Annotated in this window: 21 protein-coding genes and 1 pseudogene; 11 read left to right on the forward strand and 11 right to left on the reverse strand. The window is 65.4% G+C overall.

The features are described from left to right. Positions 1 to 106: 106 nt before the first annotated feature. From LO55_RS21200 to dctP, 5 genes are all read left to right on the forward strand, one after another. On the forward strand, positions 107 to 505 hold the full coding sequence (locus LO55_RS21200; RefSeq protein WP_071363006.1) for a hypothetical protein: 399 nt from the start codon (positions 107 to 109) through the stop codon (positions 503 to 505). Next, positions 502 to 705: a helix-turn-helix transcriptional regulator gene (locus LO55_RS21205; protein WP_005671186.1), complete on the forward strand. Its 204-nt coding sequence runs from the start codon at positions 502 to 504 to the stop codon at positions 703 to 705. The genes LO55_RS21200 and LO55_RS21205 overlap by 4 nt, the downstream gene beginning before the upstream one ends. After that, positions 702 to 1,661 (forward strand): alpha/beta fold hydrolase, encoded by a 960-nt coding sequence (locus LO55_RS21210; protein ID WP_071363007.1) that lies wholly within the window; start codon positions 702 to 704, stop codon positions 1,659 to 1,661. Before LO55_RS21205 ends, LO55_RS21210 begins: the two co-directional genes overlap by 4 nt. 13 nt (positions 1,662 to 1,674) lie before the next feature. Then, a complete protein-coding gene (locus LO55_RS21215) occupies positions 1,675 to 1,893 on the forward strand; it encodes a hypothetical protein (RefSeq protein WP_005671190.1) in 219 nt (72 codons plus the stop codon). Positions 1,894 to 2,123: 230 nt separating this feature from the next. Continuing rightward, the gene (dctP, locus tag LO55_RS21220) at positions 2,124 to 3,164 is read left to right on the forward strand and encodes a TRAP transporter substrate-binding protein DctP (RefSeq protein ID WP_071363911.1); all 1,041 of its coding nucleotides are present in this window, start codon (positions 2,124 to 2,126) and stop codon (positions 3,162 to 3,164) included. A gap of 31 nt (positions 3,165 to 3,195) precedes the next feature. Here the strand turns inward: dctP and moaD are convergent, their stop codons facing one another. From moaD to LO55_RS21250, 6 genes are all read right to left on the reverse strand, one after another. Then, a complete protein-coding gene (gene moaD / locus LO55_RS21225) occupies positions 3,196 to 3,453 on the reverse strand; it encodes a molybdopterin converting factor subunit 1 (protein ID WP_071363008.1) in 258 nt (85 codons plus the stop codon). 7 nt (positions 3,454 to 3,460) lie between these two features. Then, positions 3,461 to 4,732 (reverse strand): molybdopterin molybdotransferase MoeA, encoded by a 1,272-nt coding sequence (locus LO55_RS21230; protein ID WP_071363009.1) that lies wholly within the window; start codon positions 4,730 to 4,732, stop codon positions 3,461 to 3,463. Beyond that, positions 4,732 to 6,207: a threonine synthase gene (gene thrC / locus LO55_RS21235; protein ID WP_071363010.1), complete on the reverse strand. Its 1,476-nt coding sequence runs from the start codon at positions 6,205 to 6,207 to the stop codon at positions 4,732 to 4,734. The genes LO55_RS21230 and thrC overlap by 1 nt, the downstream gene beginning before the upstream one ends. Positions 6,208 to 6,354: 147 nt before the next feature. Beyond that, positions 6,355 to 7,743 carry an L-serine ammonia-lyase gene (locus tag LO55_RS21240; protein ID WP_071363011.1) on the reverse strand — a complete coding sequence of 463 codons (1,389 nt, stop codon included), beginning with the start codon at positions 7,741 to 7,743 and terminating at the stop codon, positions 6,355 to 6,357. 89 nt (positions 7,744 to 7,832) lie between these two features. Then, positions 7,833 to 8,795, reverse strand: coding sequence for an NAD-dependent epimerase/dehydratase family protein (locus LO55_RS21245; RefSeq protein WP_071363012.1), 963 nt, complete (start codon positions 8,793 to 8,795; stop codon positions 7,833 to 7,835). Between the two features lie 25 nt (positions 8,796 to 8,820). Beyond that, positions 8,821 to 10,023, reverse strand: coding sequence for a glycine C-acetyltransferase (locus tag LO55_RS21250; protein WP_071363013.1), 1,203 nt, complete (start codon positions 10,021 to 10,023; stop codon positions 8,821 to 8,823). A 236-nt stretch (positions 10,024 to 10,259) separates the two neighbouring features. Here LO55_RS21250 and LO55_RS21255 point away from each other — a divergent pair, with 236 nt between their 5' ends. The 3 genes from LO55_RS21255 (at position 10,260) to LO55_RS26530 (ending at position 12,713) form a co-directional block, all read left to right on the forward strand. Continuing rightward, entirely contained in the window at positions 10,260 to 10,835 is a 576-nt protein-coding gene (locus tag LO55_RS21255) for a helix-turn-helix domain-containing protein (RefSeq protein ID WP_005671205.1), read from the forward strand. A 313-nt stretch (positions 10,836 to 11,148) separates the two neighbouring features. Beyond that, a complete protein-coding gene (locus tag LO55_RS26525) occupies positions 11,149 to 12,066 on the forward strand; it encodes a DUF4747 family protein (protein WP_143054590.1) in 918 nt (305 codons plus the stop codon). After that, complete coding sequence (locus tag LO55_RS26530; RefSeq protein ID WP_143054591.1) at positions 12,063 to 12,713, forward strand: hypothetical protein; 651 nt, start codon at positions 12,063 to 12,065, stop codon at positions 12,711 to 12,713. Before LO55_RS26525 ends, LO55_RS26530 begins: the two co-directional genes overlap by 4 nt. A 181-nt stretch (positions 12,714 to 12,894) precedes the next feature. Here the strand turns inward: LO55_RS26530 and LO55_RS26050 are convergent. The 5 genes and pseudogenes from LO55_RS26050 to LO55_RS21280 all read right to left on the reverse strand — a co-directional run. Continuing rightward, a pseudogene (locus LO55_RS26050) lies at positions 12,895 to 13,191 on the reverse strand (prolyl oligopeptidase family serine peptidase); the annotation flags it as partial. Between the two features lie 167 nt (positions 13,192 to 13,358). Continuing rightward, a complete protein-coding gene (locus tag LO55_RS21265) occupies positions 13,359 to 15,527 on the reverse strand; it encodes a prolyl oligopeptidase family serine peptidase (protein WP_177185559.1) in 2,169 nt (722 codons plus the stop codon). Between the two features lie 212 nt (positions 15,528 to 15,739). Beyond that, positions 15,740 to 17,164: a tetratricopeptide repeat protein gene (locus tag LO55_RS21270; protein WP_071363015.1), complete on the reverse strand. Its 1,425-nt coding sequence runs from the start codon at positions 17,162 to 17,164 to the stop codon at positions 15,740 to 15,742. A gap of 124 nt (positions 17,165 to 17,288) precedes the next feature. Further along, complete coding sequence (locus LO55_RS21275; RefSeq protein WP_071363016.1) at positions 17,289 to 17,954, reverse strand: 3'-5' exonuclease; 666 nt, start codon at positions 17,952 to 17,954, stop codon at positions 17,289 to 17,291. 41 nt (positions 17,955 to 17,995) lie between these two features. Beyond that, positions 17,996 to 19,261: an Hsp70 family protein gene (locus LO55_RS21280; protein WP_071363017.1), complete on the reverse strand. Its 1,266-nt coding sequence runs from the start codon at positions 19,259 to 19,261 to the stop codon at positions 17,996 to 17,998. Positions 19,262 to 19,445: 184 nt separating this feature from the next. Here LO55_RS21280 and LO55_RS21285 point away from each other — a divergent pair, with 184 nt between their 5' ends. Genes LO55_RS21285 through cphA form a run of 3 tightly spaced genes read left to right on the forward strand, consistent with a single transcriptional unit; the run spans position 19,446 to position 23,817 of the window. Continuing rightward, positions 19,446 to 20,357, forward strand: coding sequence for an isoaspartyl peptidase/L-asparaginase (locus LO55_RS21285; RefSeq protein ID WP_071363913.1), 912 nt, complete (start codon positions 19,446 to 19,448; stop codon positions 20,355 to 20,357). Continuing rightward, positions 20,354 to 21,232, forward strand: coding sequence for a cyanophycinase (locus tag LO55_RS21290; protein WP_071363018.1), 879 nt, complete (start codon positions 20,354 to 20,356; stop codon positions 21,230 to 21,232). Before LO55_RS21285 ends, LO55_RS21290 begins: the two co-directional genes overlap by 4 nt. Continuing rightward, positions 21,229 to 23,817: a cyanophycin synthetase gene (gene cphA / locus LO55_RS21295; RefSeq protein WP_071363019.1), complete on the forward strand. Its 2,589-nt coding sequence runs from the start codon at positions 21,229 to 21,231 to the stop codon at positions 23,815 to 23,817. The genes LO55_RS21290 and cphA overlap by 4 nt, the downstream gene beginning before the upstream one ends. Positions 23,818 to 24,163: the final 346 nt, after the last annotated feature.

Consider the following 24,163-nt stretch of genomic DNA (forward strand, 5'->3'; position numbering starts at 1 on the left):
CATTGTAGTCGAGTTCGGGCAGCCAGCGAGGATGTAAAGGTTGCTTGACATAGGGCCACGGCACGCCTACGATGTAAAGCATCCTTTACTACGCGAGGGCGAGACGATGACAGCGAACACGCATGAACGACGGGTCGGCAAGGCGTACCTGAGGGAGCTGGGCATCTCCTTCGCGGTATATGCGATCCTGCTGGTGGCGTCGATCCTCTACGGCCGGCCGATGGCAGAAGGCGTGCCGCGCACCCTGGTCCTGCTGTCGCCGATGCTGGGATTCTGCCTCATGCTATGGGCCATCGCGCGCCACCTGGACCGGGTCGACGAATACCTGCGCCGCTACCTGCTCGAATCGTTCGCGCTGGCCGCCGCGCTCACCGCCGGGCTCACCTTCAGCTATGGCTTCCTCGAGACCGCCGGCTATCCGCGCCTGTCGATGTTCGCGGTCTGGGTGGTGTTGTGCGTGGCCACCGTCCTGGTCTGCGCGGTGCGGGCGCTGCGCCAGCGATGAAGAACCGCATCCGCGCGCTGCGCGCCGAACACGGCTGGAGCCAGGCCGACCTGGCCGAACGCCTCGACGTCTCGCGCCAGAGCATCAACGCGATCGAGACCGGGCGCTACGACCCCAGCCTGCCGCTCGCCTTCGCCATATCACGGTTGTTCGGCCTGCCGGTCGAAGCCATCTTTTCACCCGATCAGGAGACCGCATGAAGAAAGCTCCCCTGTTGTTCGCACTCGCCGCACTGGCTGCCAGCGCCGCTTCCATCGCCCAGGCGCAGGCCGCGCCTCCAGCCGCGCCAATCGTCAACCGTTTCGCCGCCACCATCGAACCGGCCGAGCGCTTCGAATCCGGCGGCCTGCTGGTCGAGCGCCACGGCAGCCGCGGGCGGCCGGTGATCCTGGTCCCCGGCCTGGCCAGCGGTCCCTGGGTATGGCAGGAAACGATCCGCCAGTTCAAGGACGAGTTCACACTGTACGTGGTCACCCTGCCCGGCTTCGACGGCCGCCCGGCGCCGGGCGCGACGTCCGACTGGGCGCCGTTCGAAGGCGCGCGCGCCGCCCTGCGCGGCCTGATCGCCGAGCGCAAGCTGGACAAGCCGGTCATCGTCGGCCACAGCCTGGGCGGCACGCTGGCCTACGCCGTGGCGCAGGACCTCGGCAACGGCATCGGCGGCGTGGTGGCGCTGGACGGCCTGCCGGTCTTCCCCGGCACCGAGAACATGCCGCCGCAGCAGCGCCCGCAGGCCGCGATCAACGTGCGCAACCGCATGGCGGCCAGCCGACCGGATGCCTACACCGCCGAACAGCGCCAGTACATGCGCGGCCAGGGCGTGCTCGACATCGGCAAGGCCGACGACATCACGCCGCTGCTGCTGCGCAGCGACCGCGAGGCGGTCGGCGCCTACGTGGCCGACCTGCTGGCGCTCGACCTGCGCCCGGGGCTGTCGAAGATCAGCGCCCCGGTGCTGGTCGTGGCGCCGTTTTACCAGTACGATGCGGCTCAGGATGCGCTGACGGTGAACGACAAGGTCGAGCATTACCGGATGCTGGTCGATGGGACTCCCTCGGTCGAGGTGGTGCCGATCGCGCCGTCGCGCCACTTCCTGATGATCGACCAGCCGCTGGCGCTGGCCGGCATCCTGCGCCGTTATTTCGACCGCCGTTGAAAGGAGTCATTCCATGCGTCCTGGGTCACAGTCATACCTCCACTGGATCGGCCAGTACCTGCTGGCCGCCGGCACCATGTTCCTGCTGCTGTGCGCAATCGACCTGATGCGCGGCGACAGCCTGGCCCACACCTGGGGCCCGACCCTGCTGTGGTCGCTGGCCGCGGCCGCCATCTTCGTCGCCGCGCGCTGGCGCTCGGCCAGCCAGGCCATTACCGACAAGGCCCGCTGACGCGACCATTCTCCACGATGGATCAAGGCCGGTTCCAGCGGCCTGCGCGATACTGCCGCGTTGGCGCCGGTCTACGTTAACCGCATGCCTTTGTCATAGCTGCAATATTCCGCTTGACATGCGGTGTGGCAGGAATATTCTTGTACACGCCAGCGTGAACGATGGCGCCCGCTCGACGAGGTCAGCCACGATTCGCCCGGCAGTCCGTTAAAACATCTTGGAGGATGTATATGTCGGTAATCAACCGGTCGTTTACGACCCGCAGGGCAATGCTGGGCGCGATCGCGACCAGTCCCCTGTGGATGCAGTCCGCCTGGGCCCAGCCCAGCAATCTCAGGATCTCGCACCAGTTCCCCGGCGGCAGCATCGCCCAGGGCGATTTTCGCGACCGCCTGTGCCGCATGTTCGCGGCCGAGGTCGAGAAGCGCACGCGCGGCAGCCTGAAGTTCTCGATCCACCCGGGGTCGGGCCTGATGCAGCCGAACGCCCAGTTCGGCGCGCTGCGCAGCGGTTCGCTCGACATGGCCCTGGTGCCGCTGTCGTATGCGGGCAGCGAGGCGCCGGAAGCGAATATCGGGCTGATGCCGGCGCTGGTCACGTCCTACGATCAAGGCTATGGCTGGAAGAACGCCCCGGTCGGGCGCGAACTGGCGCGCATCCTGGGCGAACAGGGCCTGGTGATCGTCAGCTGGATCTGGCAGGCCGGCGGGGTCGCCTCGCGCGGCGCTCCGATCCTCAACCCCGAAGATGTGCGCGGCCTGAAGGTGCGTGGCGGCTCGCGCGAGATGGACATGCTGCTGCAGGACGCCGGCGCGACCGTCGTCAGCCTGCCGTCCAACGAGATCCACGCCGCCATGCGCAGCGGCGCACTGGATGCGGCCCTGACCTCGTCGACGTCCCTCATTTCCTTCCGCCTGCAAGAGACGGCCCGCTCGCTGACCACGGCGCGCGGCGGCTCGTACTGGTTCATGTTCGAGCCGCTCCTGATGTCGCGCACCGTGTTCGAGCGCTTGCCCAAGCCGCAGCAGGAAGCCATCCTCAAGGTCGGCGCCGACCTGGAGGGGTTCGCGATGAAGATGGCGCGCGTCGACGATGCCGAGGTGGTGTCGGTCTACCGCGGCGCCGGCGCGCGCGTGGTCGACCTCACTCCGGAAGCCCTGCGCGGCTGGCAGGCGGTGGCGCGCAATACGGCGTGGAAGGATTTCGCGGCGCGTAACAGCAATTGCGCGAAATTGATGGCGTTGGCGGAGCAGTCGATCGCGGCCTTGTGATGGAACAGCCGGCCCCAGCGGCCGGCCGCCGTCAACCGCCAGTCACGGGCGGGAAGAATGCCACTTCGGCGCCTTCGCCGAGCGGCGTATCGGCGCCGCACATGACCTGGTTGCACGCCATGCGCACCGCACGTTCCGGCGCAAGGGCCTCGGCCCACACGCCGCCGCGTGCGCGCAGCAGTTCGCGCACGCCGCCCACCGTCGCGACATCCGGCGGCAGGTCCAGTTGCTCCTGCGCGGCGCCCACGGCTTCGCGCAGCGCGGCGAAGTATTTCAAACTGATCTTCATGTCTTTCCTAATGCTGTAGTTCGGCGAACGGGATGAAGCGCACCAGGTCGCCCGCGGCGATGCGGTTGCCCGCCGGGTTGTCGACCAGGCCGTCGCCCCACACCGTCGAGGTGAGCACGCCCGAGCTCTGGTTCGGGAACAGGTCCAGTCCCCCGGCCGCGTTCAGGCGCGCGCGCAGGAATTCATTGCGGCGGTCGCCCTTGGGCAGGTCGAAGTCGGCGCGCACCGTATATCCCTTTGGCTCGACCTGGCCCGTCACGCCCTGCAGGCGCAGCAGGAAAGGCCGCACGAACAGCAGGAAGGTGACGAAGCTCGAGACCGGGTTGCCGGGCAGGCCCAGGAAGTAGGTAGCGCCAGTGGCGCTGCTTACGCTCGATCCGTCTTCGCGGCGCACCTCGCCGAACGCCAATGGTTTACCCGGCTTGACCGCGATCTGCCACATCGACAGGCGCCCTTCCGCTTCCACGGCGGGCTTGATATGGTCTTCCTCGCCGACCGAGACGCCGCCCGAGGTGATGATCAGGTCGTTCTCGCGCGCCGCCTCGCGCAAGGTGGCGCGGGTCGCCTCCAGCGAATCGGGGACGATGCCGAAGTCGCTGATCTCGCAGCCGAAGTTCTCCAGCAGGCCGCGAAGCGTAAAACGGTTCGAGTTGTAGATGGCGCCCGGTTTCAATCCCTCGGGCGGCACGTCGCCCGGCATGGTCAGCTCGTCGCCGGTGAAGAACACGGCCACGCGCAGGCGCCGCCGCACCGGCAGGCTGGCCAGGCCGCTTGACGCCGCCAGCCCCAGCGCCTGGCTGCGCAGGCGGCTCCCCGCCGGCAGGATCACGGCGCCGGCGCTGATGTCCTCGCCCTTGCGGCGGATCCACTCGCCGGCGCGCGGCGCATGGTGGATGGTGACGCTGTCGCCGACCGCCTCGGCCTGCTCCTGCATCACGACCGCATCGGCGCCCGGCGGGATCAGGGCGCCGGTGAAGATGCGCGCCGCGGTGCCGGGCTCCAGTTCATGGCCGACGCTGCCGGCCGGGATGCGCTGGCTCACCTTGAGGGTCGCGCTGCCGCTCGCGCAATCCGCCGCGCGCACGGCATAGCCGTCCATCTGCGTATTGTCGGCCGACGGCACGTCGATCGTCGCCAGCTGGTCCGCGGCCAGCACGCGGCCGTTGGCCTCGAGGGTCGCGACGGTCTCGACCTGCTCCACCGGCCGCGCGGCCTCGAGCAGGAAGTCGAGCGCTTCGCGCACCGACAGCATGGGGGCTTTCTGTACCGGTGCGTTCATCACAGCCCCGTGTGCTCGGCGATGTAGGCCTTCATGCGGACGACGTCGGCCGGCATGACCACGAAACGCTGCGGCAGCGACTCGATGTCCTCGAAGCCGGCGGGACGCTCGGCGTCCTGGCCCAGCGCCTCGAGGATGGTTTCGTTGAACTTGGCCGCCAGCGCGGTCTCGAGCACGATCATCGGCACGCCCGGCTGCAGGTGTTCGCGCGCGACCTTGATGCCGTCGGCGGTGTGGGTGTCGATCGTGATGCCGTAGTCGTCGGCGACGTCGCGGATCGTGGCCAGGCGGTCGGCATGGGTCGAGCGGCCGGACAGGAAGCCGAACTTCGCCACATCCTTGAATTCGTCGCCATCGCTGCCCGGCGCGCCGGACAGGTCGAAACCGCCATGGGTGTCGACCTTGCGGAACAGCGCATGCGTGCGCTCGGCGTCGCGGCCCACCAGCTCGTACACGAAGCGCTCGAAGTTCGAGGCCTTGGAGATGTCCATCGACGGGCTGCTGGTGTGGAAGGTCTCGGCAGGCTTCCTCACGCGGTAGACGCCGGTGCGGAAGAATTCGTCCAGCACGTCGTTCTCGTTGGTGGCGGCCACCAGCTTGTCGATCGGCAGGCCCATCATGCGGGCGATGTGGCCGGCGCAGATATTGCCGAAGTTCCCCGACGGGACCGTGAACGATACTTTCTGGGAGTTAGCGGTGGTGGCCGCCAGGTAGCCGCGGAAGTAGTACACGACCTGGGCCACGACACGCGCCCAGTTGATCGAATTGACGGTGCCGATCTTCTGGCGCGCCTTGAATTCGAGGTCGTTCGAGACCGCCTTGACCAGGTCCTGGCAATCGTCGAACACGCCTTCCACCGCGATATTGAAGATGTTCGGGTCCTGCAGGCTGAACATCTGGGCGGTCTGGAACGCGCTCATCTTCTTGTGCGGCGACAGCATGAACACGCGCACGCCGCGCTTGCCGCGCATCGCGTACTCGGCGGCGCTGCCGGTGTCGCCCGAGGTGGCGCCGAAGATGTTCAGTTCGTCGTTGTTCCTGGCCAGCGCGTACTCGAACAGATTGCCCAGCAACTGCATGGCCATGTCCTTGAAGGCCAGGGTCGGGCCGTTCGACAGCGCCTGCAGCACCAGCTTGCCCTGCGCGCCGTCTTCCAGCACGCGCAGCGGAGTGATGTCCGCGCTCGATTCGTCGGCGCGGGCGTTGCGGTAGACCTCCGGCGTGTAGGTGCGCGCGGTCAGGGCCTTCAGGTCGGCGTCAGGGATGTCGGTGGCAAACTTGCGCAGGATTTCATAGGCCAGTTCGGCGTACGAGAGCTTGCGCCAGGCATCGAGTTCGGCGCCAGTCACCTGCGGGTATTCGGCCGGCAGGTAGAGGCCGCCGTCCGGGGCCAGGCCACCTAACAGGATGTCGGAGAATTGCTGGGGATTGCGTGCTGCGGACGCGCTCGTCGCGCGGGTGGACACATAATGCATACAGTTTGAAGATCCGGTTGGCTCACATTGAAACTTTATTATAGTGGGAGCGGGCGGAAATGTATGCTGTGCTGCAAAAAAGTTGTTTAGGTGAATAAAATTGGGCGGCCGCCTGTCGGGCCGCCCGCAGAATTTCCGGGCCGCGCTTCAGCAGGCCGCGTGGTTGACCGTCACCACGTGGATCGCCAGCCCGCCCAGCGAGGTCTCCTTGTACTTGACCTGCATGTCGGCCCCGGTCTGGCGCATGGTTTCGATCGCGCTGTCCAGGCTCACGAAATGGGTGCCGTCGCCCTTCAGCGCCAGCGAGGCTGCCGTGATCGCCTTGATCGCGCCCATGCCGTTGCGCTCGATGCATGGAATCTGCACCAGGCCGCCGATCGGATCGCAGGTCATGCCCAGGTGGTGCTCGATGCCGATCTCGGCCGCGTTCTCGATCTGTTCGTTGCTGCCGCCCAGCGCCGCCACCAGGCCGGCCGCCGCCATCGCGCAGGCCACGCCCACCTCGCCCTGGCAGCCGACTTCGGCGCCCGAGATCGAGGCGTTCTTCTTGCACAGCATGCCGATCGCGCTCGACGCCAGCAGGAAATCGCGCACGCCCCGCACTGGATCGATCGGCCGGCAGTCCTCCGCGTAGTAGCGCAGCACCGCGGGAATGATGCCGGCGGCGCCGTTGGTCGGCGCGGTGACGACCCGGCCGCCGGCCGCGTTTTCTTCGTTGACCGCCATGGCGTACAGGCTCACCTGCTGCACCGCGTCATGCGGCAAGGCGTTCAGCGGTTGCTGTTGCGCTTGCTGCGCCTGCTTCCACAGGCCGGCCGCGCGGCGGCGCACGTCCAGGCCGCCCGGCAGGCGGCCCTCGGTCACCAGGCCGTGGCAGATGCACTCGCGCATCACGCGCCAGATATTGTCCAGGCCCGCATCCAGTTCTTCGTCGTTCATGCGCGTGCGCTCGTTGGCGCGCAGCATGTGCGGGATGCTCAGGCCATGGCGGCGGCCATGCTCGAGCAGCTGGGCCATCGTGTCGAACGGGTATGGGACCGGCGCCGTCGGCGTCTCGGCCGCGCGCGCCTGGCTCTCGCCGGCCGCGGTGATGAAGCCGCCGCCGACCGAATAATAAATGCGCTCGATGATGCTGCCGTCCTGCAGATGGAGCACGAAGCGCATGCCGTTCGGGTGCTCCGGCAGGGTCGAGGCCTTGTGCCAGACCAGGTTGGTCTTGGCACTGAACGGCACCGGCTTGATGCCCAGCAGGTGCAGCACGCCGTCGAATTCCGCTTCCGCCAGCTTGTCCTCGACCGCGCCCGGGTCGACGTCCTGCGGGGTCTCGCCCATCAGGCCGAGGATCACGGCCTTGTCGGTCGCGTGGCCGACGCCGGTCAGCGCCAGCGAGCCGTACAGGTGGGCTTCGACGCCGACCGCCTGTTCCAGCATCCCGCTCTCGAGCAGGAAGCGGCGCGCCGCCACCATCGGGCCCACGGTGTGGGAGCTCGAGGGGCCGATGCCGATCTTGAACAGGTCGAAAACACTCATGTCCATGCTTGTCTCACTTTTCGGTTCTTATAATGATTGCGGCCTGGCGCGTCGAGGCGGCAGGCCGTTGGATGCGTGTCCTGGCAAGGCGCGGCTTACGCCGCCACGCCCAGGCCCACGTCGATATTCTTCAGCATCGAATCGACCATCTCGTCGACGCCAATGCGCGATTTCCAGCCCCAGTCGGCGGTGGCGCGGCTGTCGTCGAGGCTCTTCGGCCACGAGTCGGCGATCTGCTGGCGGCTGTCCGGCCTGTAGTCGATACGGAAAGCCGGCAGCGCCTTCGTGATCGCGGCGGCCAGTTCGCGCGGGTTGAACGACACGCCCGCCACGTTGTACGACGAACGGATCGCGACCTGCTCGGCCGGGGCTTCCATCAGCTCGATGGTGGCGCGGATCGCATCCGGCATGTAGATCATCGGCAGGGTCGTTTCCGGCCCCAGGAAGCACTCGTAGGTCTCGCCGCGCAGGGCCGCGTGGAAGATCGCGATCGCATAGTCCGTGGTGCCGCCGCCCGGAGGCGACTTGTAGCTGATGATGCCCGGGTAGCGGATGCTGCGCACGTCGACGCCATACTTGCTGTGATAGTACTCGCACAGGCGCTCGCCGGCCAGCTTGCTGATGCCGTAGATCGTGGTCGGATCCATGATCGTGAACTGCGGCGTGTTCTCGCTCGGGGTGGTCGGGCCGAAGGCGGCGATCGACGACGGCCAGAACACCTTCAGCGGCTTGCCCGCTTCGCCACGTTCGCGCGCGATCTCGAGGATGTTCAGCAGGCCGTCCATGTTCAGCGACCATGCCTTCAGCGGCGCCTTCTCGCCGGTGGCCGACAGCATGGCCGCCAGCTGGTAGACCTGGGTGATGCCCTCATCCGCGACCAGGCGCGCCAGGCTGTCCTTGTCCAGCACATTGAGCACGGTATAGCGCGCGGCGCCGTACAGGTTCTTGTCGCCGATGTCCGAGGCGATCACGTTCTGTGCGCCGTGCTTGTCGGCCAGCGCGCTGACCAGTTCACTGCCGATCTGGCCGTTGGCGCCGATGATGAGGATGCGTTCCATGCTGTCTTCCTTGCTTCTATGTAGTTTAATTCTTGATGATGCCCAGCTCTTTGCCGGCTTGCTCGAAGGCCTTCAGCACGGTGTCGAGCTGCTCGCGGGTATGGGCCGCGGACAACTGCACGCGCACGCGCGCCTGCCCCATCGGCACCACCGGATAGAAGAAGCCCGACAGCAGCACGCCCAGTTCGAACATGCGCGCCGCGAATTTCTGCGCGACCGGCGCCTCGAACAGCATCACCGGCACCACCGGGTGGGTGCCCGGCTTGATGGTGAAGCCGATGCGCTCGATCTCCTGGCGGAAGTAGGCGGTGTTCTCGTGCAGGCGGTCGCGCAGCTCGGTCGACTTGGAGATGCGCTCCAGCACCGCCAGCGAGGCGCCGGCGATCATCGGCGCCAGCGTGTTCGAGAACAGGTAGGGACGCGACTTCTGGCGCAGGGTTTCGATGACTTCTTTTTTCCCCGACGTGAAACCGCCCATCGCGCCGCCCAGGGCCTTTCCCAGGGTGCCGGTGATGATGTCGATCTTGCCGATCACGCCGCAATGCTCGTGCGTGCCACGGCCAGTCGCGCCCATGAAGCCGGAAGCGTGCGATTCGTCGATCATGGTCAGGGCGCCGTACTTCTCGGCCAGCGCGACGATCTTGTCCAGCTGGGCGATGGTGCCGTCCATCGAGAACACACCGTCGGTGACGATGATCTTGTGGCGCTTGCCGGCGTCAAGGGCGGCGATCAGCTGCTTCTCGAGGTCGGCCATGTCGTTGTTGGCATAGCGGTAGCGCGCGGCCTTGCACAGGCGTACGCCGTCGATGATCGAAGCGTGGTTGAGGGCGTCCGAGATGATGGCGTCGTTCTCGTCGAACAGCGGCTCGAACACGCCGCCATTGGCGTCGAAGGCGGCCGCGTACAGGATGGTGTCTTCGGTGCCCAGGAAGTTCGAGAGTGCCTGCTCCAGCTCCTTGTGCACGGTCTGGGTGCCGCAGATGAAGCGCACCGACGACAGGCCATAACCGTACTTCTCGAGGGCGGCGGCGGCGGCTTCCTGGGTCTCGACGTCGCCCGACAGGCCCAGGTAGTTATTGGCGCACATATTGATCAGGGTACGACCATCCTGCGCCACCACCTCGGCGCCCTGGCGCGAGGCCAGCACGCGCTCGGGCTTGAACAGGCCCTCGTCCTCCAAGGTCGCGAGTTTTTGCTGCAGGCTGCTGTAGAAAGCTTGATCGCTCATGGTGTTCCCCTGTTCCCTGTTTAATGTGGCTGAACTCGTGGCAAGACCGGCGGCTTGACCGGCGGTCGGCGGATGTTGTACCGTTGGTTCGTTCGATGTAGAAAACTAGTTCGCTATCTCGAACAGAAATTCGATATATTGAATCTTACGCCCAGCCAATGAACTTGGCAAGCGGCTTCCCATATACTTATTAGCAATTTGCATTAGGCAATACCCAGACAGGCAGCCAACGGAAAATGAGTACCACTCTAACAAACAATGCCCCGCCAGAAGTTGGCGCCACACTACAACGCCTGCGGCTGGCGCGTGGCCTGACGCTCGAGGACCTGTCGCGTATCGCTGGCGTGTCGAAGTCGATGCTGTCGCAGATCGAGCGCGAGAAGGCGAATCCGACCATCGCCATCACCTGGCGCCTGGCCAATGCGCTGGGCGTGCAGATCGGCGAACTGCTGTCGTCCGAGGTGAGGACGAGCGACCTGATCCGCGTGGTCGACGCCCACGAGATCCCCACCCTGCCCGGCGCGCATGCCGGCTATTCGCTGCGCATCCTGGGGCCAATGGACCTGGCGGGCAAGTATGAATGGTATGAGCTGACCCTGGCGCCGGGCGGAGAGCTGGCCTCGCAGGCGCACGATCCGGGCACTGGCGAGCACCTGACGGTGATCACCGGCACGGTCGAGCTGGAAGTGGGGAACGAAAAGCGCAAGGTGCGGCATGGGGCGACGGCGCGGTATCCGGCCGATCAGAACCATGTGATCCGCAATACGGGCAAGACCGAGGCGAAGGCAGTTCTCGTCGTTGTGCACCGCTAACTATACGTTGTCAAACTCGATCGCGTCTTTGCGCCAAAATGAAGAGCTATAAATCTGAAGTCAGGTTTAGCCCGCCCCTTACGACGATGTTTGATCCATCCCATTAGGGAAATCGGGATGTGAGCAGCTCTTGCTAATTAGATTCGCAAAAACGTACTGATACAATTTGAGAATCTATGATCATTGCATATGCCCGTTTTTGCATTTACGCAACCGCTTCAATTTGGCACGCAATTTTCCTGGTTGAAAAAACTTTGTTCAGGTAAGCTGTAATTTTAAAACAGCGTTACTACAGATCAGAGGGCAAAAGTTCATGGCAAAATTTCGTGTCTATAATGTTCAGCTGCTTCCCTTAGAGGAGACTACCCAAGAGGTAGGCATTAGAGGTTACAAGACGTTATTTTCAAAGTTTCAATCCCATAACAAAAGGATAATAAAGGAACGTAAAGAAGGTCGATACCATTTTAGGCAGAGTGAAGATATTTTTATTGGTCCGGTTTCAGATTTCACATTCCCGCGGGGTTTCGTTTATGGCGAGTTTGTCCGATATCGAAAGGTTGAGCAGGTCAAGGAACTGGGAACCAAGAGATCGCTTTTCACTGCCGGGCCACGAACTGGTGTAACATCTGAAGAGCGAATCGCTTTCGTCTTTGACGCGCAAAATCACCTCCTCGCGATTGAGGCTCCTGCTTGGCTCCCGCCCTCAAAGGCCTTTGCTGATGCGTTGGCAAATATGTTATCGCCAATAGCAGAGCAAGACTTTCCAGGCTACGAATTAACTATCCATGGCTTGTCGAAGAAATCTGGATTAAATAAGGTCTTCAGCTCGGCAACTGCATACTCAGTAATTGATCTCGACTTGACTTTTAGAAATGGGCACGACACCGAGGAGTTGCTGCAAGAACTGAAAGATACTCGAACGAAGTCTCTTACTGTTCATGCATCTGCTGGTAAAGGTGGACGGATGAACCGCCTCCCGCATTTCGTAAAGGCAATGGTCGTAGCAGCAGCAACTGGCTTAGGAGGAGCGCGGATCACATATTTCGCACCACAGCAAGTCGGGAATAGAATTGTAGAGCGACAACAAGTATATGATACTCGCGATATGCCGGTGACTTTTCAAGTGAATCGAACACAAGCGGCAACAGGTGATGCTATGGAGTTTTATGACAGAATACGCGGGAAGCTTAGCGATATTCATGACGATCTTGACGATGAAGAGGAAGCATGAATAGCCCACAGAAACGGACAATACTGTACGGCCTCTTTAGAAAAATCCCGATTTTAGGAACAATAGTCTCCATACTAAACACTTACGCGTACCGAGGTGATTTTCAAGCAAGCAAGCAGTTCGCAGGCGTTCCAGCCTACGTTAAAGCTTTTTGGCGACCATTCGTTGCTGCATCGGCTTTAACCAGCGTGACTTTACACCCTTGGGTTCAGGCTGCTATATGCGATATACACCCATTCTCAGTTGAGCTGAGCAATTTTTCATCATCACCGGGCGCTTTAACTGTAAGCATTTTCCCAAGCGTGCTTGGCTTTGGCATCGGCGTATACGCATTAGTGTTTGCGATACCTGAACGCTTAGTCCGCGATTTAGATGAAATACTGAGCAAATCTATTGAGAATGGAACTAGAAAACGCGGTTCTGTTTTGGTATTAAACGCAGATTTAGGCTATCCGTTAATGGTTATGGTATTTGCCTTAGCGATCGGCGTTCTGCAACAGGCGCTTCCAAAGACCCCTTGGCTGATCATCGGCGGTTGGTTTGCATTCTGGTATGCTATCGCCTCAACAGTTGAAATTATTGGCGTACTTTTTCAACTAGGCGACCACGCAGTTTTAGAAAAACGTGGAAGCAAGCCAGAAGCATAGACTACGCATTAAAATTTCACTATTAGGTCTCATAGCAATTTCTCATAATACTAAGTACTACGCGCAGTCTTGATGTGGGCTCAAGTACTTGCATGGCCGCCACATAAGTGACTGCGGATATTCCTGGCTATGATTAGCTCATCACCCATCCCAAGATTGGGTGCGGATGATGACTTCTAACTCAGTATGTGCTGCTTATAGCGCTAGACGGGCTGACCATATGCCGCTCACGCGACAGGAAGCCCCAGCGATCGGCGACTTCCTCGATCTGCTTGCCGGTCGGCTTGCCGGCGCCATGGCCCGCCTTGGTGTCGATGCGGATCAGGATCGGCGCCGAACCGGCTTGGGCAGCCTGGGCCGCGGCGGCGTACTTGAAACTGTGCGCCGGCACCACGCGATCGTCGTGATCGGCCGTGGTGACCATGGTAGCTGGATAGCAGGTGCCCGCTTTCAGATTGTGCAGCGGCGAGTACTTGATGTGATTCGCAATACCGGCAAGACCGAGGCGAAGGCCGTATTGGTGGTGGTCCACCGGTAGGCCTGCAAATCTGGCATGAAAAACAGGCATGAAAAACAGCGGCCGCCGGGTTGCCCTGGCGGCCGTTGTCTCGTTCACCCGGCGCAGCGCCGGGTGATCGTTACTACCTAGTGCGAGCCGCCAACCGTCTTGGCAGCATCCTGCATGTGCAGCTCACGCGACAGGAAGCCCCAGCGATCGGCGACTTCCTCGATCTGCTTGCCGGTCGGCTTGCCGGCGCCATGGCCCGCCTTGGTGTCGATGCGGATCAGGATCGGTGCCGAGCCGGCCTGGGCAGCCTGGGCCGCGGCGGCGTACTTGAAGCTGTGCGCCGGCACCACGCGGTCGTCGTGGTCGGCGGTGGTGACCATGGTCGCCGGATAGCAGGTGCCCGCCTTCAGGTTGTGCAGCGGCGAATACTTGACCAGGGCCTTGAACTCGTCAGGATTTTCCGACGAGCCGTAGTCCGAAGTCCATGCCCAGCCGATGGTGAACTTGTGGAAGCGCAGCATGTCCATCACGCCCACGCTCGGAATCGCCGCCGCGAACAGGTCCGGACGCTGGGTGGTGGCCGCGCCGACCAGCAGGCCGCCGTTGCTGCCGCCGCCGATCGCCAGTTTCTTCGGCGAGGTGACCTTGTTCTGCACCAGCCACTCGGCCGCGCCGATGAAGTCGTCGAACACGTTCTGCTTTTGCAGCTTGGTGCCGGCCTGGTGCCAGGCTTCGCCATATTCTCCGCCGCCGCGCAGGTTGGCCACCACGTAGACGCCGCCCATTTCCATCCAGGCCAGGTTGGCCGGCGAGAAGCTCGGGGTCAGCGCGATATTGAAGCCGCCGTAGCCGTACAGATAGGTCGGGTTCGAACCGTCCAGCTTGAGGCCCTTCTTGGACACGATGAACATCGGCACCTTGGTGCCGTCGCGGCTCGTGTAGAACTGCTGGCGGGTCTCGTAGTCGGCCGGGTTGAAGGCGACCTTCGGCTGGCGGAACACGGTGCTCTCGCCGGTCTTGAGGTTCAGGCGGTAGATCGTGGTCGGATTGGTGAAGCCGGTGAACGAATAGAAGGTCTCGGCGTCCTGGCGCTTGCCCGTGAGGCCACCGACGGTGCCGATGCCCGGCAGCGCGATCTCGCGCACCGGCTTGCCTTCGAGCGACACCACGCGCACCACGCTCTTGGCATCCTTCAGGTACTCGAGCACGAGCTGGTTGTTGATGATGTCGGCGCCGGCCAGGGTGTCGGCGGTTTCGGCGGCGATCTCTTTCCAGTTGGCTTCAAGCGGCTTGCTGACGTCGATCGCGACGATGCGCTTCTTGGGCGCGTTGCGGTCGGTGCTGAAGTAGAACACGGTGCCGACATTGTCGATGAAGTCGTAGCCGGCGTCGAAGTTGTCGATCAGGTCGACCACCTTGGCATCGGGCTTGGACAGGTCCTTGTACGAAACGCGGTTCTTCGGCGCGGTGCCCTTGGTGGTGGTGATGATCAGGTAACGGCCATCGTCGGTGGTCTGGCCGCCGAAGCCCCATTCCTTCTGGTCGGCGCGGTCGTACACCAGGGTGTCGGCGCTTTGCGGCGTGCCGATGCGGTGGAAGTACAGCTTCTGGAAGTAGTTGACGTCGGCCAGCTTGGTCGCTTCTTTCGGCTCGTCGTAGCGGCTGTAGAAGAAGCCCTTGCCATCCTTGGTCCAGGCGGTGCTCGAGAACTTGACCCACTTGATGTGGTCAGGCAGGTCCTTGCCGGTGTCGATGTCGCGCACCTTGATCTCGTTCCAGTCGGAGCCGGACGCGGCGATGCTGTAGGCCAGCAGCTTGCCGTCGGGGCTGACCTCGGCGCCGGCCAGGGCGACGGTGCCATCAAGCGCCAGGGTGTTCGGGTCGAGCAGCATGCGCGGCTGGTCGTACAGGTTCTTCAGGGTGTACAGCACGGCCTGGTTCTGCAAGCCATCGTTGCGCGTGTAGAAGTAGCGGCCGCCTTCCTTGCCCGGCACGCTGTAGCGCTCGTAGTTCCAGAGCTGGGTCAGGCGCTGGCGGATCGCCTCGCGCTGCGGGATCTGTGCCAGGTAGGCCTGGGTGACCTTGTTCTGGGCGTCGACCCAGGATTTGGTGTCAGCGCTGTTCGCGTCCTCGAGCCAGCGGTAGGGGTCGGCCACCACGGTGCCGTGGTAGTTGTCGGTCTGGTCGACCTTCTTCGACACGGGATAGGTCAGCGAAGGGCCGGCAGGCGAGCAGCTCTGCCCCATCGCTGGCGCGGCGAAAGCAGCGGCCAGGACGGCGGCGAGCGTGGCGAGTCTCATGTGCATATTCTTCTCGGGCTGTTGAATGATGGTGTGGGCTTGTGGCCGCAGGGCATCATAGCGCGAAATGACATGCTTGAGTATGGCGTAGCTGCCAGGGGCGCCGCTCGCGGCCGGACGCGTATTGACGATGCATGCCACGCGCATGCCAGGTTGCGACGAGCATAAGGAAAACCTCGCTAAACCCCAGCGGAACACGCAGCGCGGTGAGAACGCGCTCATGCGCCGGTGCGCCCGAGCAGCCGGCGTGGACTCGTCTTCGACGCCAGCCAGCGCTCGACCAGGGTCCGCGCCCGGCTCCGCTCGGCCGGGCTCAGCAAGGCGGTAAAGTCGTTGGCCGCCGTGCTGGCGGCCAGCGCGACGTCGGCCGGCGCCGCCTTGTCGAGGCCGCGGCCCTGGCGCGCCAGCCAGGCCCACATGCAGGCCCGCACCGGATTCTTCGCGACGCCGCGCCCGGCGGCGTACAGCCCGCCCAGGTTGTGCTGGGCCGGCGGGTGGTCCTGGCGCGCCGCGAGGCGGTACCAGTGGGCGGCCAGGTTGTCGTCGCGCGGCACGCCTTCGCCGCAGGCATACATGGCGCCCAGGTTGTTCTGGGCGCTGGCGTCGCCCTGCTGGGCGGCGCGCCGGTACCAGGCCGCGGCCAGGGCCAGATCGCGCGGCACGCCCTGGCCCTTGGCGTACAGCAGGCCCAGCGCGAACTGGGCATTGGCGGCGCCGCCCTCGGCGGCCTGCAGGTAGAACTCGAGCGCGCGCGCCGGATCGCGCTGCACGCCGCGACCGCCAGCCAGCATGCGCGCCACCCGGTACTGGGCCTGCACGTGGCCCCGGGCCGCCGCCTGCATGTAGCAGCGCAGCGCGCGTGCGCTGTCGCGCGGCATGCCGCCGCCCGAGAGTAGCCCGCCCAGCACGTACAGCGCCTCGCGTTCGCCGCCGGCCGCCGCGCGTTCGAGCCACTGGATGGCCAGGGCCGGATCGGGGCCGGCGCCGCGGCCTTCGGCATAGGCCACGCCGAGCTGGCGCTGGGCGGTGGGGTCGCCCGCCCCGGCCGCGTGGCGGAACCAGTACAGGGCCTGGGCCGGACTGGGCGCCACGCCCTGCCCGCGCGCATACATTTGCGCCAGTTGCACCTGCGCCGGCACGTGCCCCTGCATCGCGGCCTTGCGGAACCATGCCATCGCCAGCGGGTGGCTGACGTTGACGCCGAGGCCGTGCAGATACCCCTGGGCGAGCTGGGTCTGGGCGCGCGCCATGCCTTGTTCGGCGGCCCGGTAGAACCAGCCGATCGCCGCCTTGTGCGAGCGCGGCACGCCGCGGCCCTTGCGGTACAGGAGACCCAGATTGTGCTGGGCCGAGCGGTCGCCCTGCTCCGCGGCGCGCTGGAACCAGTGCGCCGCCCGCGTGTGATCGCGGCACACGCCGCGCCCGTTGTAGTACATGGCGCCCAGGTGGTTCTGGGCATAGGCCAGCCCCTGCTGGGCGGCGCGCGCCAGCCAGGCGGCCGCTTTGGCCTCGTCGCGCGCGACGCCGTCGCCACGCAGGTACAGCTGGGCCAGGTTGAACTGAGCGTAGGGATTGCCGCCGCTGGCGGCGCGGTGGAACCACTCGTAGGTGGCGGTGCCCTGTCGGGCGGCATCCTCGCTCATCGAAGTCCTCTCGGCGTTCTCAATCCCGTTGTTAAAATTTTAAGGAGAGCGAGGGATTCGGGATTTGCGACCGCACAATCGGACGGTCAGCGGCGCGCGCGCCGCCACGGTTGGGTCAGAAGGCTCAGGCAGCGACGGCGGCCGCGGCAGCCCGGCGCTCGCGCACGGTGGCCGCGTACTTGTCGAGGAAGGCGGGAATCTTGGCGGCCGCGACCTTGTTGATCGAGACCAGCAGCGCCGGCTCAACCTGCTCGATGCCGCAGGTGCGGCCGAGGTGGCGCGCGGCGTGCAGCAGCACGTCGGCGGCCACCTGGGCGTCGGCCTCGGCCCGGTGGGCGGTGCCGCGGAACTCGATGCCGAGCTGGCGCGAGAGCAGGCCCAGCTTGTAGCTGGTCAGGCCCGGGAACAGGCGGCGCGACAGCTTCAGCGAGCACACCAGGCCGGCGTGCGACGTGGCGCGGCCGAAGCGCGCGCCTTCGGCCTTGAGGAACTTCTCGTCGAAGCTGGCATTGTGGGCCGACAGCACGTCGCCGCCGATGAAGTCGAGCAGTTCCGGCACCACCTCGTGAGCCGGCGGCGCGCCGTCGACCATCGCTTGCGTGATCCCGGTCAGCTGGGTGATGAAGGATGGGATCCGCACGCCGCAGTTCACCAGCGAGACGTAGCGCTCCGTCACTTCGCCGCCCACGATGCGCAGCGCCGCCACTTCGGTGATGCGGTCGCCCATCTCGGGCGACAGGCCGGTGGTCTCGAAGTCGAGCATCACCAGCGGTCGATCATAAACACTCATCGTTCCATCCTCTATTGTATGTGCGCGGTCGGGCCGGACCTTCAGCCGAACCGGCGCAGCGCGTCCAGCGCCAGGCCGGTGCCGATGCTGCCGAACAGGTCGCCCTCCACGCGGCGCGCGCCCGGCACCATGGCGCCGATGCGCTCGCGCAGCAGGCCGACGCCGCTCGAACCGCCCGTGAAGAATACCGTATCCACGTCCTCCGGCTTCACCCCGGCATCCGCGAACAGTTTGCTCACCGTGGTCGCCACCTGGTCGACCAGGCCGGCGATGGCCGCCTCGAACTGCGCGCGGGCGACGTCGAGCGTCTCGGGCGGCGCCAGGCGGTCGAGCTGCAGGCGCACCATGTCGGCGTCGGACAGCGCGATCTTGGCGCCCTCCACCTGGATCGCCAGCCAGTGGCCGGCGCGCTCGTCGATCAGGTTCTGCAGGCGCGCGATCTTGCCTGGCTCGGCCGCATCGCGCGCCAGGTCGGCCAGCTGCGTCACGCTCTTGCGCGTGTAGGCCTGGTTGATCGTGTGCCAGGTCGCCAGGTTGAAGTAATAGCTGGACGGGATCGCCGCGCCCGAGCGCAGGCTGCTGCCGTAACCGAGCAGCGGCATCACGCTGGCCAGGCTCAGGTACTTGTCGAAATCGGTGCCGCCGATGTGCACGCCGCCATTGGCCAGGATGTCGTCGCGCCGGTCGCTGCGCGCGGCGCGCTGCGGGCCGAGGCGCAGCAGCGAAAAGTCCGAGGTGCCGCCGCCGATGTCGGCGATCAGGACCAGTTCCTCGCGGTCGATCCGCGCCTCGTAGTCGAAGGCGGCGGCGATCGGCTCGTACTGGAAACCGACCTCCTTGAAGCCGACCGCCTGCGCCACCTCGCGCAGCGTGTCCTCGGCCAGCTGGTCGGCCTGCGGGTCGTCGTCGATGAAGAAGACCGGACGGCCGAACACCGCGCGCTCGAACGGCACGCCGGCCTGGCTTTCGGCGCGGCGCTTCACCTCACCGATGAATTGCGACAGCAGCGCGCGGAACGGCAGCGCGCGGCCGGCGACCTCGGTCTGGCCGTCGATCAGGCTGGTGCCGAGCAGGCTCTTGAGCGAGCGCATGAGGCGGCCCTCGTAACCCTCGAGGTATTCGGCCAGCGCCGCGCGACCATAGCTGACCCGCTCGTCGTCGGCATTGAAGAACACCACCGACGGCAAGGTGGGCTTGCCATCCTCGAGCGTCAGGAGCGCCGTGGGGGCGGAGTGGGTCGTGCCTGGCCGGAGCCAGCCGACAGTGGAGTTGGACGTGCCGAAGTCAACGCCGCAAGCGTGCGCCATAGGAACCTTTATATCGAAGGGGCGGTATGTTACCAGATTTGGATTGCCCTGTAAGCGGCCTCTTACATACACACGGCGGCGCTACCGATATGGTTCAGACGGTTGCTTTTGCATAATGTCTGCTGGTCGCACACGGAGTTGCGCGACCGGTCAAGATAACAATAATGCAAAAGGATTGGACGAGATGAGCAAGCCTCAACAAGCTGGCGCCGTCGTGGTACACGGTGGCGCCGGCGCGTCGCGCGAGAACGAAGATGGCTGCGTTCTCGCCGCGCGCCGCGCATTGGCGCAGCTGGAAGTCAACGGCGAGGCGCTGGACGCCGCCATCGCCGCGGTCAGCGCCCTCGAAGACGATGGCCGCTTCAACGCCGGCAGCGGTTCGGTGCTGTGCCTCGACGGCGCCACCGTCGAAATGGATGCCTCGATCATGGATACCCGCGGCCGCCTTGGCGCGATCGCCTGCGTGCAATCGGTGAAGAACCCGGTGCAGCTGGCGCGCGCGGTGGCCGACACGCCACACTGGCTGCTGGCCGGCGACGGCGCCACGCGCTTCGCGCGCGCGATCGGCATGCCCGAGAGCCTGCCGACGTCGGAACGCCAGCGCGCCGCGCACCGCAAGATCATGACGCAGCTGGCCGGCTCGGTGCCGGTCATGCCGGGCGTGAACAACGCGCTGTTCGAGCGCTTCTGGAACTACAACACCCCGCTGCAGCTGCCCGACGGCGTCGCCTGCGACACGGTCGGCGCCGTGGTGCGCGGCGCCGACGGCCACTTCGCGGTGGCCTGCTCCACCGGCGGCTCGGCGCCGTCGCTGCTCGGGCGCGTCGGCGACACCCCGATCATCGGCAGCGGCTTCTATGCCGGGCCGGAAGGCGCGGTGGCGGCGACCGGCATCGGCGAACACATCGTGCGCCACCTGCTGGCGCGCACGGTCTATGGCTGGATCGCAGACGGCATGCCGCTCGACCGGGCGCTGCAACGCGGAATCGACCTGTTCGCGCCGGAGATCGAAGTCGGGCTGATCGCAGTCAGCCGTCACGACGCCGGCGCCTGCAGCAACAGCGACATGCCTTATTCGAAAATGGTGCAACGATGAGCGAACAAGCGAAACAGAAGAACGGTCACCTGGTCATCATCGGCGGCGGCGAAGACCGCAAGCACGACATGGAAATCCTGTCGCGCTTCGTCGAACTGTCGGGCGGCGCCAGCGCGCGCATCGTGGTGATCACGGCGGCCAGCCAGATCGCCGACGAGATGTGGCACATCTACGACGGCGTGTTCGGCACACTGGGCGTGAAGGAACGCGCCCACCTCGAGATCACCAGCCGCGAAGACGCCAACAGCGAAGACTTCGTGCGCAAGGTGGGCGAGGCCGACGGCATCTTCATGACCGGCGGCGACCAGAAACGCCTGCTGGCCCTGATCGGCGGCACCGCCATGGACGCCGAGATGCACAACGCCCTCAAGGTACGCGGCGCCACCATCGGCGGCACCAGCGCCGGGGCCTCGGCCATGTCGGGGCATATGCTGGCGCAAGGCCGCACCGACCTGCTGCCCGAGAAGGGCTCGGTGAGCCTGGGCGCGGGTCTCGGATTCCTGCACCGCGTGGTGGTCGACCAGCACTTCTCGGAACGCCAGCGCCTGTCGCGCCTGTTGTCGGTGGTGGCCCAGAACCCGTATCTGCAGGGGATCGGCATCGACGAAGACACGGCCCTGATCATCGAGCGCGGGGTCGGCATCGAGGTGGTGGGCGAAGGCGCGGTGACCGTGGTCGACGGCCGCTCGATGAGCACCAACGTGGCCGAGATCAAGGACCGCGCCACGCCGGAGCTGATCGACGTGCGGCTGCACCTGCTGCCGGCCGGCAGCAAATATGCACTGCCCGATGGCCAGGAGCAGACCGGCAAGCGGGTGCCGCCCCAGCTGCTGGACTTCCTGGAAAACGTCACCAAACGGACGACACTGTCATGAGAATCAAGGAAAAACGCCTGCTGCGCGGGCCCAATCTGTACGCCGCCAGTCCGTGCCTGATGGCGCTGGTGGACAACGGCGGCGCCAAGGGCCGCGGCTTTTCCGCGCGCCTGCTCGCACTGCTGCCGGCGTTGCCGCTCGAGGCCGCGGTGCGCCTCGCCGACGACGCGCTGCTGGTCGACGCGCTCGAACCGGTGGTCATGGAGTTGCAGCGCCTGGCCGGCGCCCCGGGTGAGCACAGCGCCACCCTGCCGGTCCTGGGACAGCCCGAGCGCCTCCGCGTGGTATGCGGCTACGCGATCGAGCAGGTGGCCGAGGAAGCGCTGCGCACCGCGATCGCCCTGCTCGAGGCGCTGGCGCTCGACCAGGCCTTCGACCTGGACGCCGCCGTCGCCGAATTGCGCGACACCGCCGAACACCATGCGATCGGCACCAGCACCGGCGCCGTCGTCAACGCCGCCCTGCGGCGCGGCATCCCGGCGCTGCGCCTGCTTGATTCGGCAAACCTGTTCCAGCTGGGCTGGGGCAGCCGCCAGAAGCGGCTGCAGGCAACGATCACCGGCGCCACCAATTCGATCGCGGTGGGCATCGCCAGCGACAAGCAGCTGACCAAGGCGCTGCTCGACGGGGCCGGCGTGCCGGTTCCGGAAGGCGACGTCGTCACCACGGTGGAAGCGGCCCAGCGCCTCGCGCGCCGCCTCGGCCGGCCGGTGGCGATCAAGCCGCTGGACGCCAACCAGGGCAAGGGCGTGACCGTCGACTGCGTCTCCCCTGACGCCGTGGCGCGCGCCTTCGAGTTCGCGCGCAAGCATGGCCGGCGCGTGATCGTCGAGGAATACCTGCGCGGCCGCGACTACCGCGTGCTGGTCACGGGCGGCAAGATCGCGGCCGCCTCCTGGCGCCGTCCGCCGCACGTGACGGGCGACGGCAAGTCGACCATCCGCGAGCTGGTCGAGCTTGAAAACCGCAACCCGGCGCGCGGCGATGGCCACACCAACATCCTCACCAGGATCCCACTGGACGCCCTCGCCGACGAGACGCTGGCCCGGCAGGGATATGACCTCGACACGGTGCTGGCCGATGGCGTGAGCGCCGACCTGCGCGGCAACGCCAACCTGTCGACCGGCGGCACCGCCGAGGACGTGACCGACCTGCTGCCGGAAGAGACGCGCGACATCTGCATCCGCGCCGCGCGCACCATCGGCCTGGACGTGGCGGGCATCGACATCATCTGCGAAGACATCGCACTGCCGCTGCGCGCCCAGCGCGGCGGCATCATCGAGGTCAACGCGGCGCCGGGCATCCGCATGCACCAGTACCCGAGCCGCGGCACGCCGCGCGACGCCGGCGACGCCATCGTCGAGGCGCTGTTCGGCGGCTGCAATGGACGCATTCCCGTGGTGGCGGTGACCGGCACCAACGGCAAGACCACCACCAGCCTCTTGATCGAGCACACGGTGCGCATGGCCGGCCTGCGCACCGGCGTGACCACCACCAGCGGCGTCTACCTGAACGGCCAGCTGGCCTATGAAGGCGACTGCACCGGCTACCATTCGGCGCGCAGCGTGCTGGGCGCGCCGGACGTCGACTTCGCGGTGCTGGAGACGGCGCGCGGCGGCATCCTCAAGCGCGGCCTGGCGTACGACCGCTGCGACGTGGCGGTGGTGCTGAACGTCTCGGCCGACCACCTGGGACTGGACGGGATCGACACCATCGACGACCTGGCGAGGGTGAAGGCGGTGGTGGCCAAGCGCGCCTCGCGCGCGGTGGTGCTCAATGCCGAGGACACGTATTGCGTGCGGATGGCGGCCGAGCTGGCCGACGGCGTCGAGATCATCTACTTCGCGCTGGACGCCGAGGATCCGGTGCTGCTGCGCCATGTGGAGCACGGCGGGCGCGGGGTCTACCTGCAGGATTCGACGATCGTGATCGCGAGCGGCCTGCGCCACGAAGCGCTGATGGACGTGCGCGAGATGCCCTCTTCGCTGGGCGGCCGCGCGCGCTACAACATCGCCAACGCGATGGCGGCGGCGGCGGCCTTGATCGCCTGCGGCTTCGCCAACCACGAGATCGCGGACGGCCTGCGCGGCTTCGTCTCGGACAGCAAGCACAATCCGCTGCGTTCGAACCTGTTCGACGTGGACGGCGTGACGGTGGTGGTCGACTACGCCCACAATTGCGCGGCCTACGCCGCCCTGGCCGAGATGGCGCGCGCGATGACCCCGGGCCGCCTGGTCGGGGTGGTCGCCGCCCCTGGCGACCGCCGCGACGCCGACCTGGTCGACATCGGCCGCACCTGCGCCGCCGGCTTCGACGAACTGGTGATCTACGAATCCGAAAACCGCGGCCGCCCCGCCGGCGAAACCGCCACCCTGCTGGCGCGCGGCGCCAAGCTCGGCAAGATCGACGCCGAGCAACTGCAGGTGGAACTGGACGTGCACCGCGCGATCCGCCTGGGCCTGTCGATGTGCCGTCCGGGCGACGTGCTGGTCTTCGGCTGCGGCTCCTCGATCTCCGAACTGACCGAGGCCCTGCGCCCCACCCGCCCCGACCTCGCGCGCCGCATCGACGCCGCCACGATCTGACCGAACGGCCCTCCCGGGCCGTTTTCTTTCCCCACCTCCAATCAGGGTCAGTGTCGAATTGTTTGACAACTTTTGCTGATGAGCCGTTAAATCGACTCTGACCCTAATTATCTGCGGAGCAATTGGCCAATAATTCGACTCCGACCCCAATTAATTCGCCGGCGTATTTGAGCAATTGCTCAATAATTTGACTCTGACCCTCATTGATTCGGGGCCGGAATTTTTCCCGTTGGGTATCGCTTCCTCAGAAAAGAGGTCGAGAGAGATCAGTGCATTCCGAACCAACTGCCGGCTTAACGCGAAAATGTACGCTGGGAGATAAAAAATAATAAGGGTCAGAGTCGAA

This window comes from Massilia timonae (assembly GCF_001866515.1).
Classification (GTDB): Bacteria; Pseudomonadota; Gammaproteobacteria; order Burkholderiales; family Burkholderiaceae_D; genus Telluria; species Telluria timonae.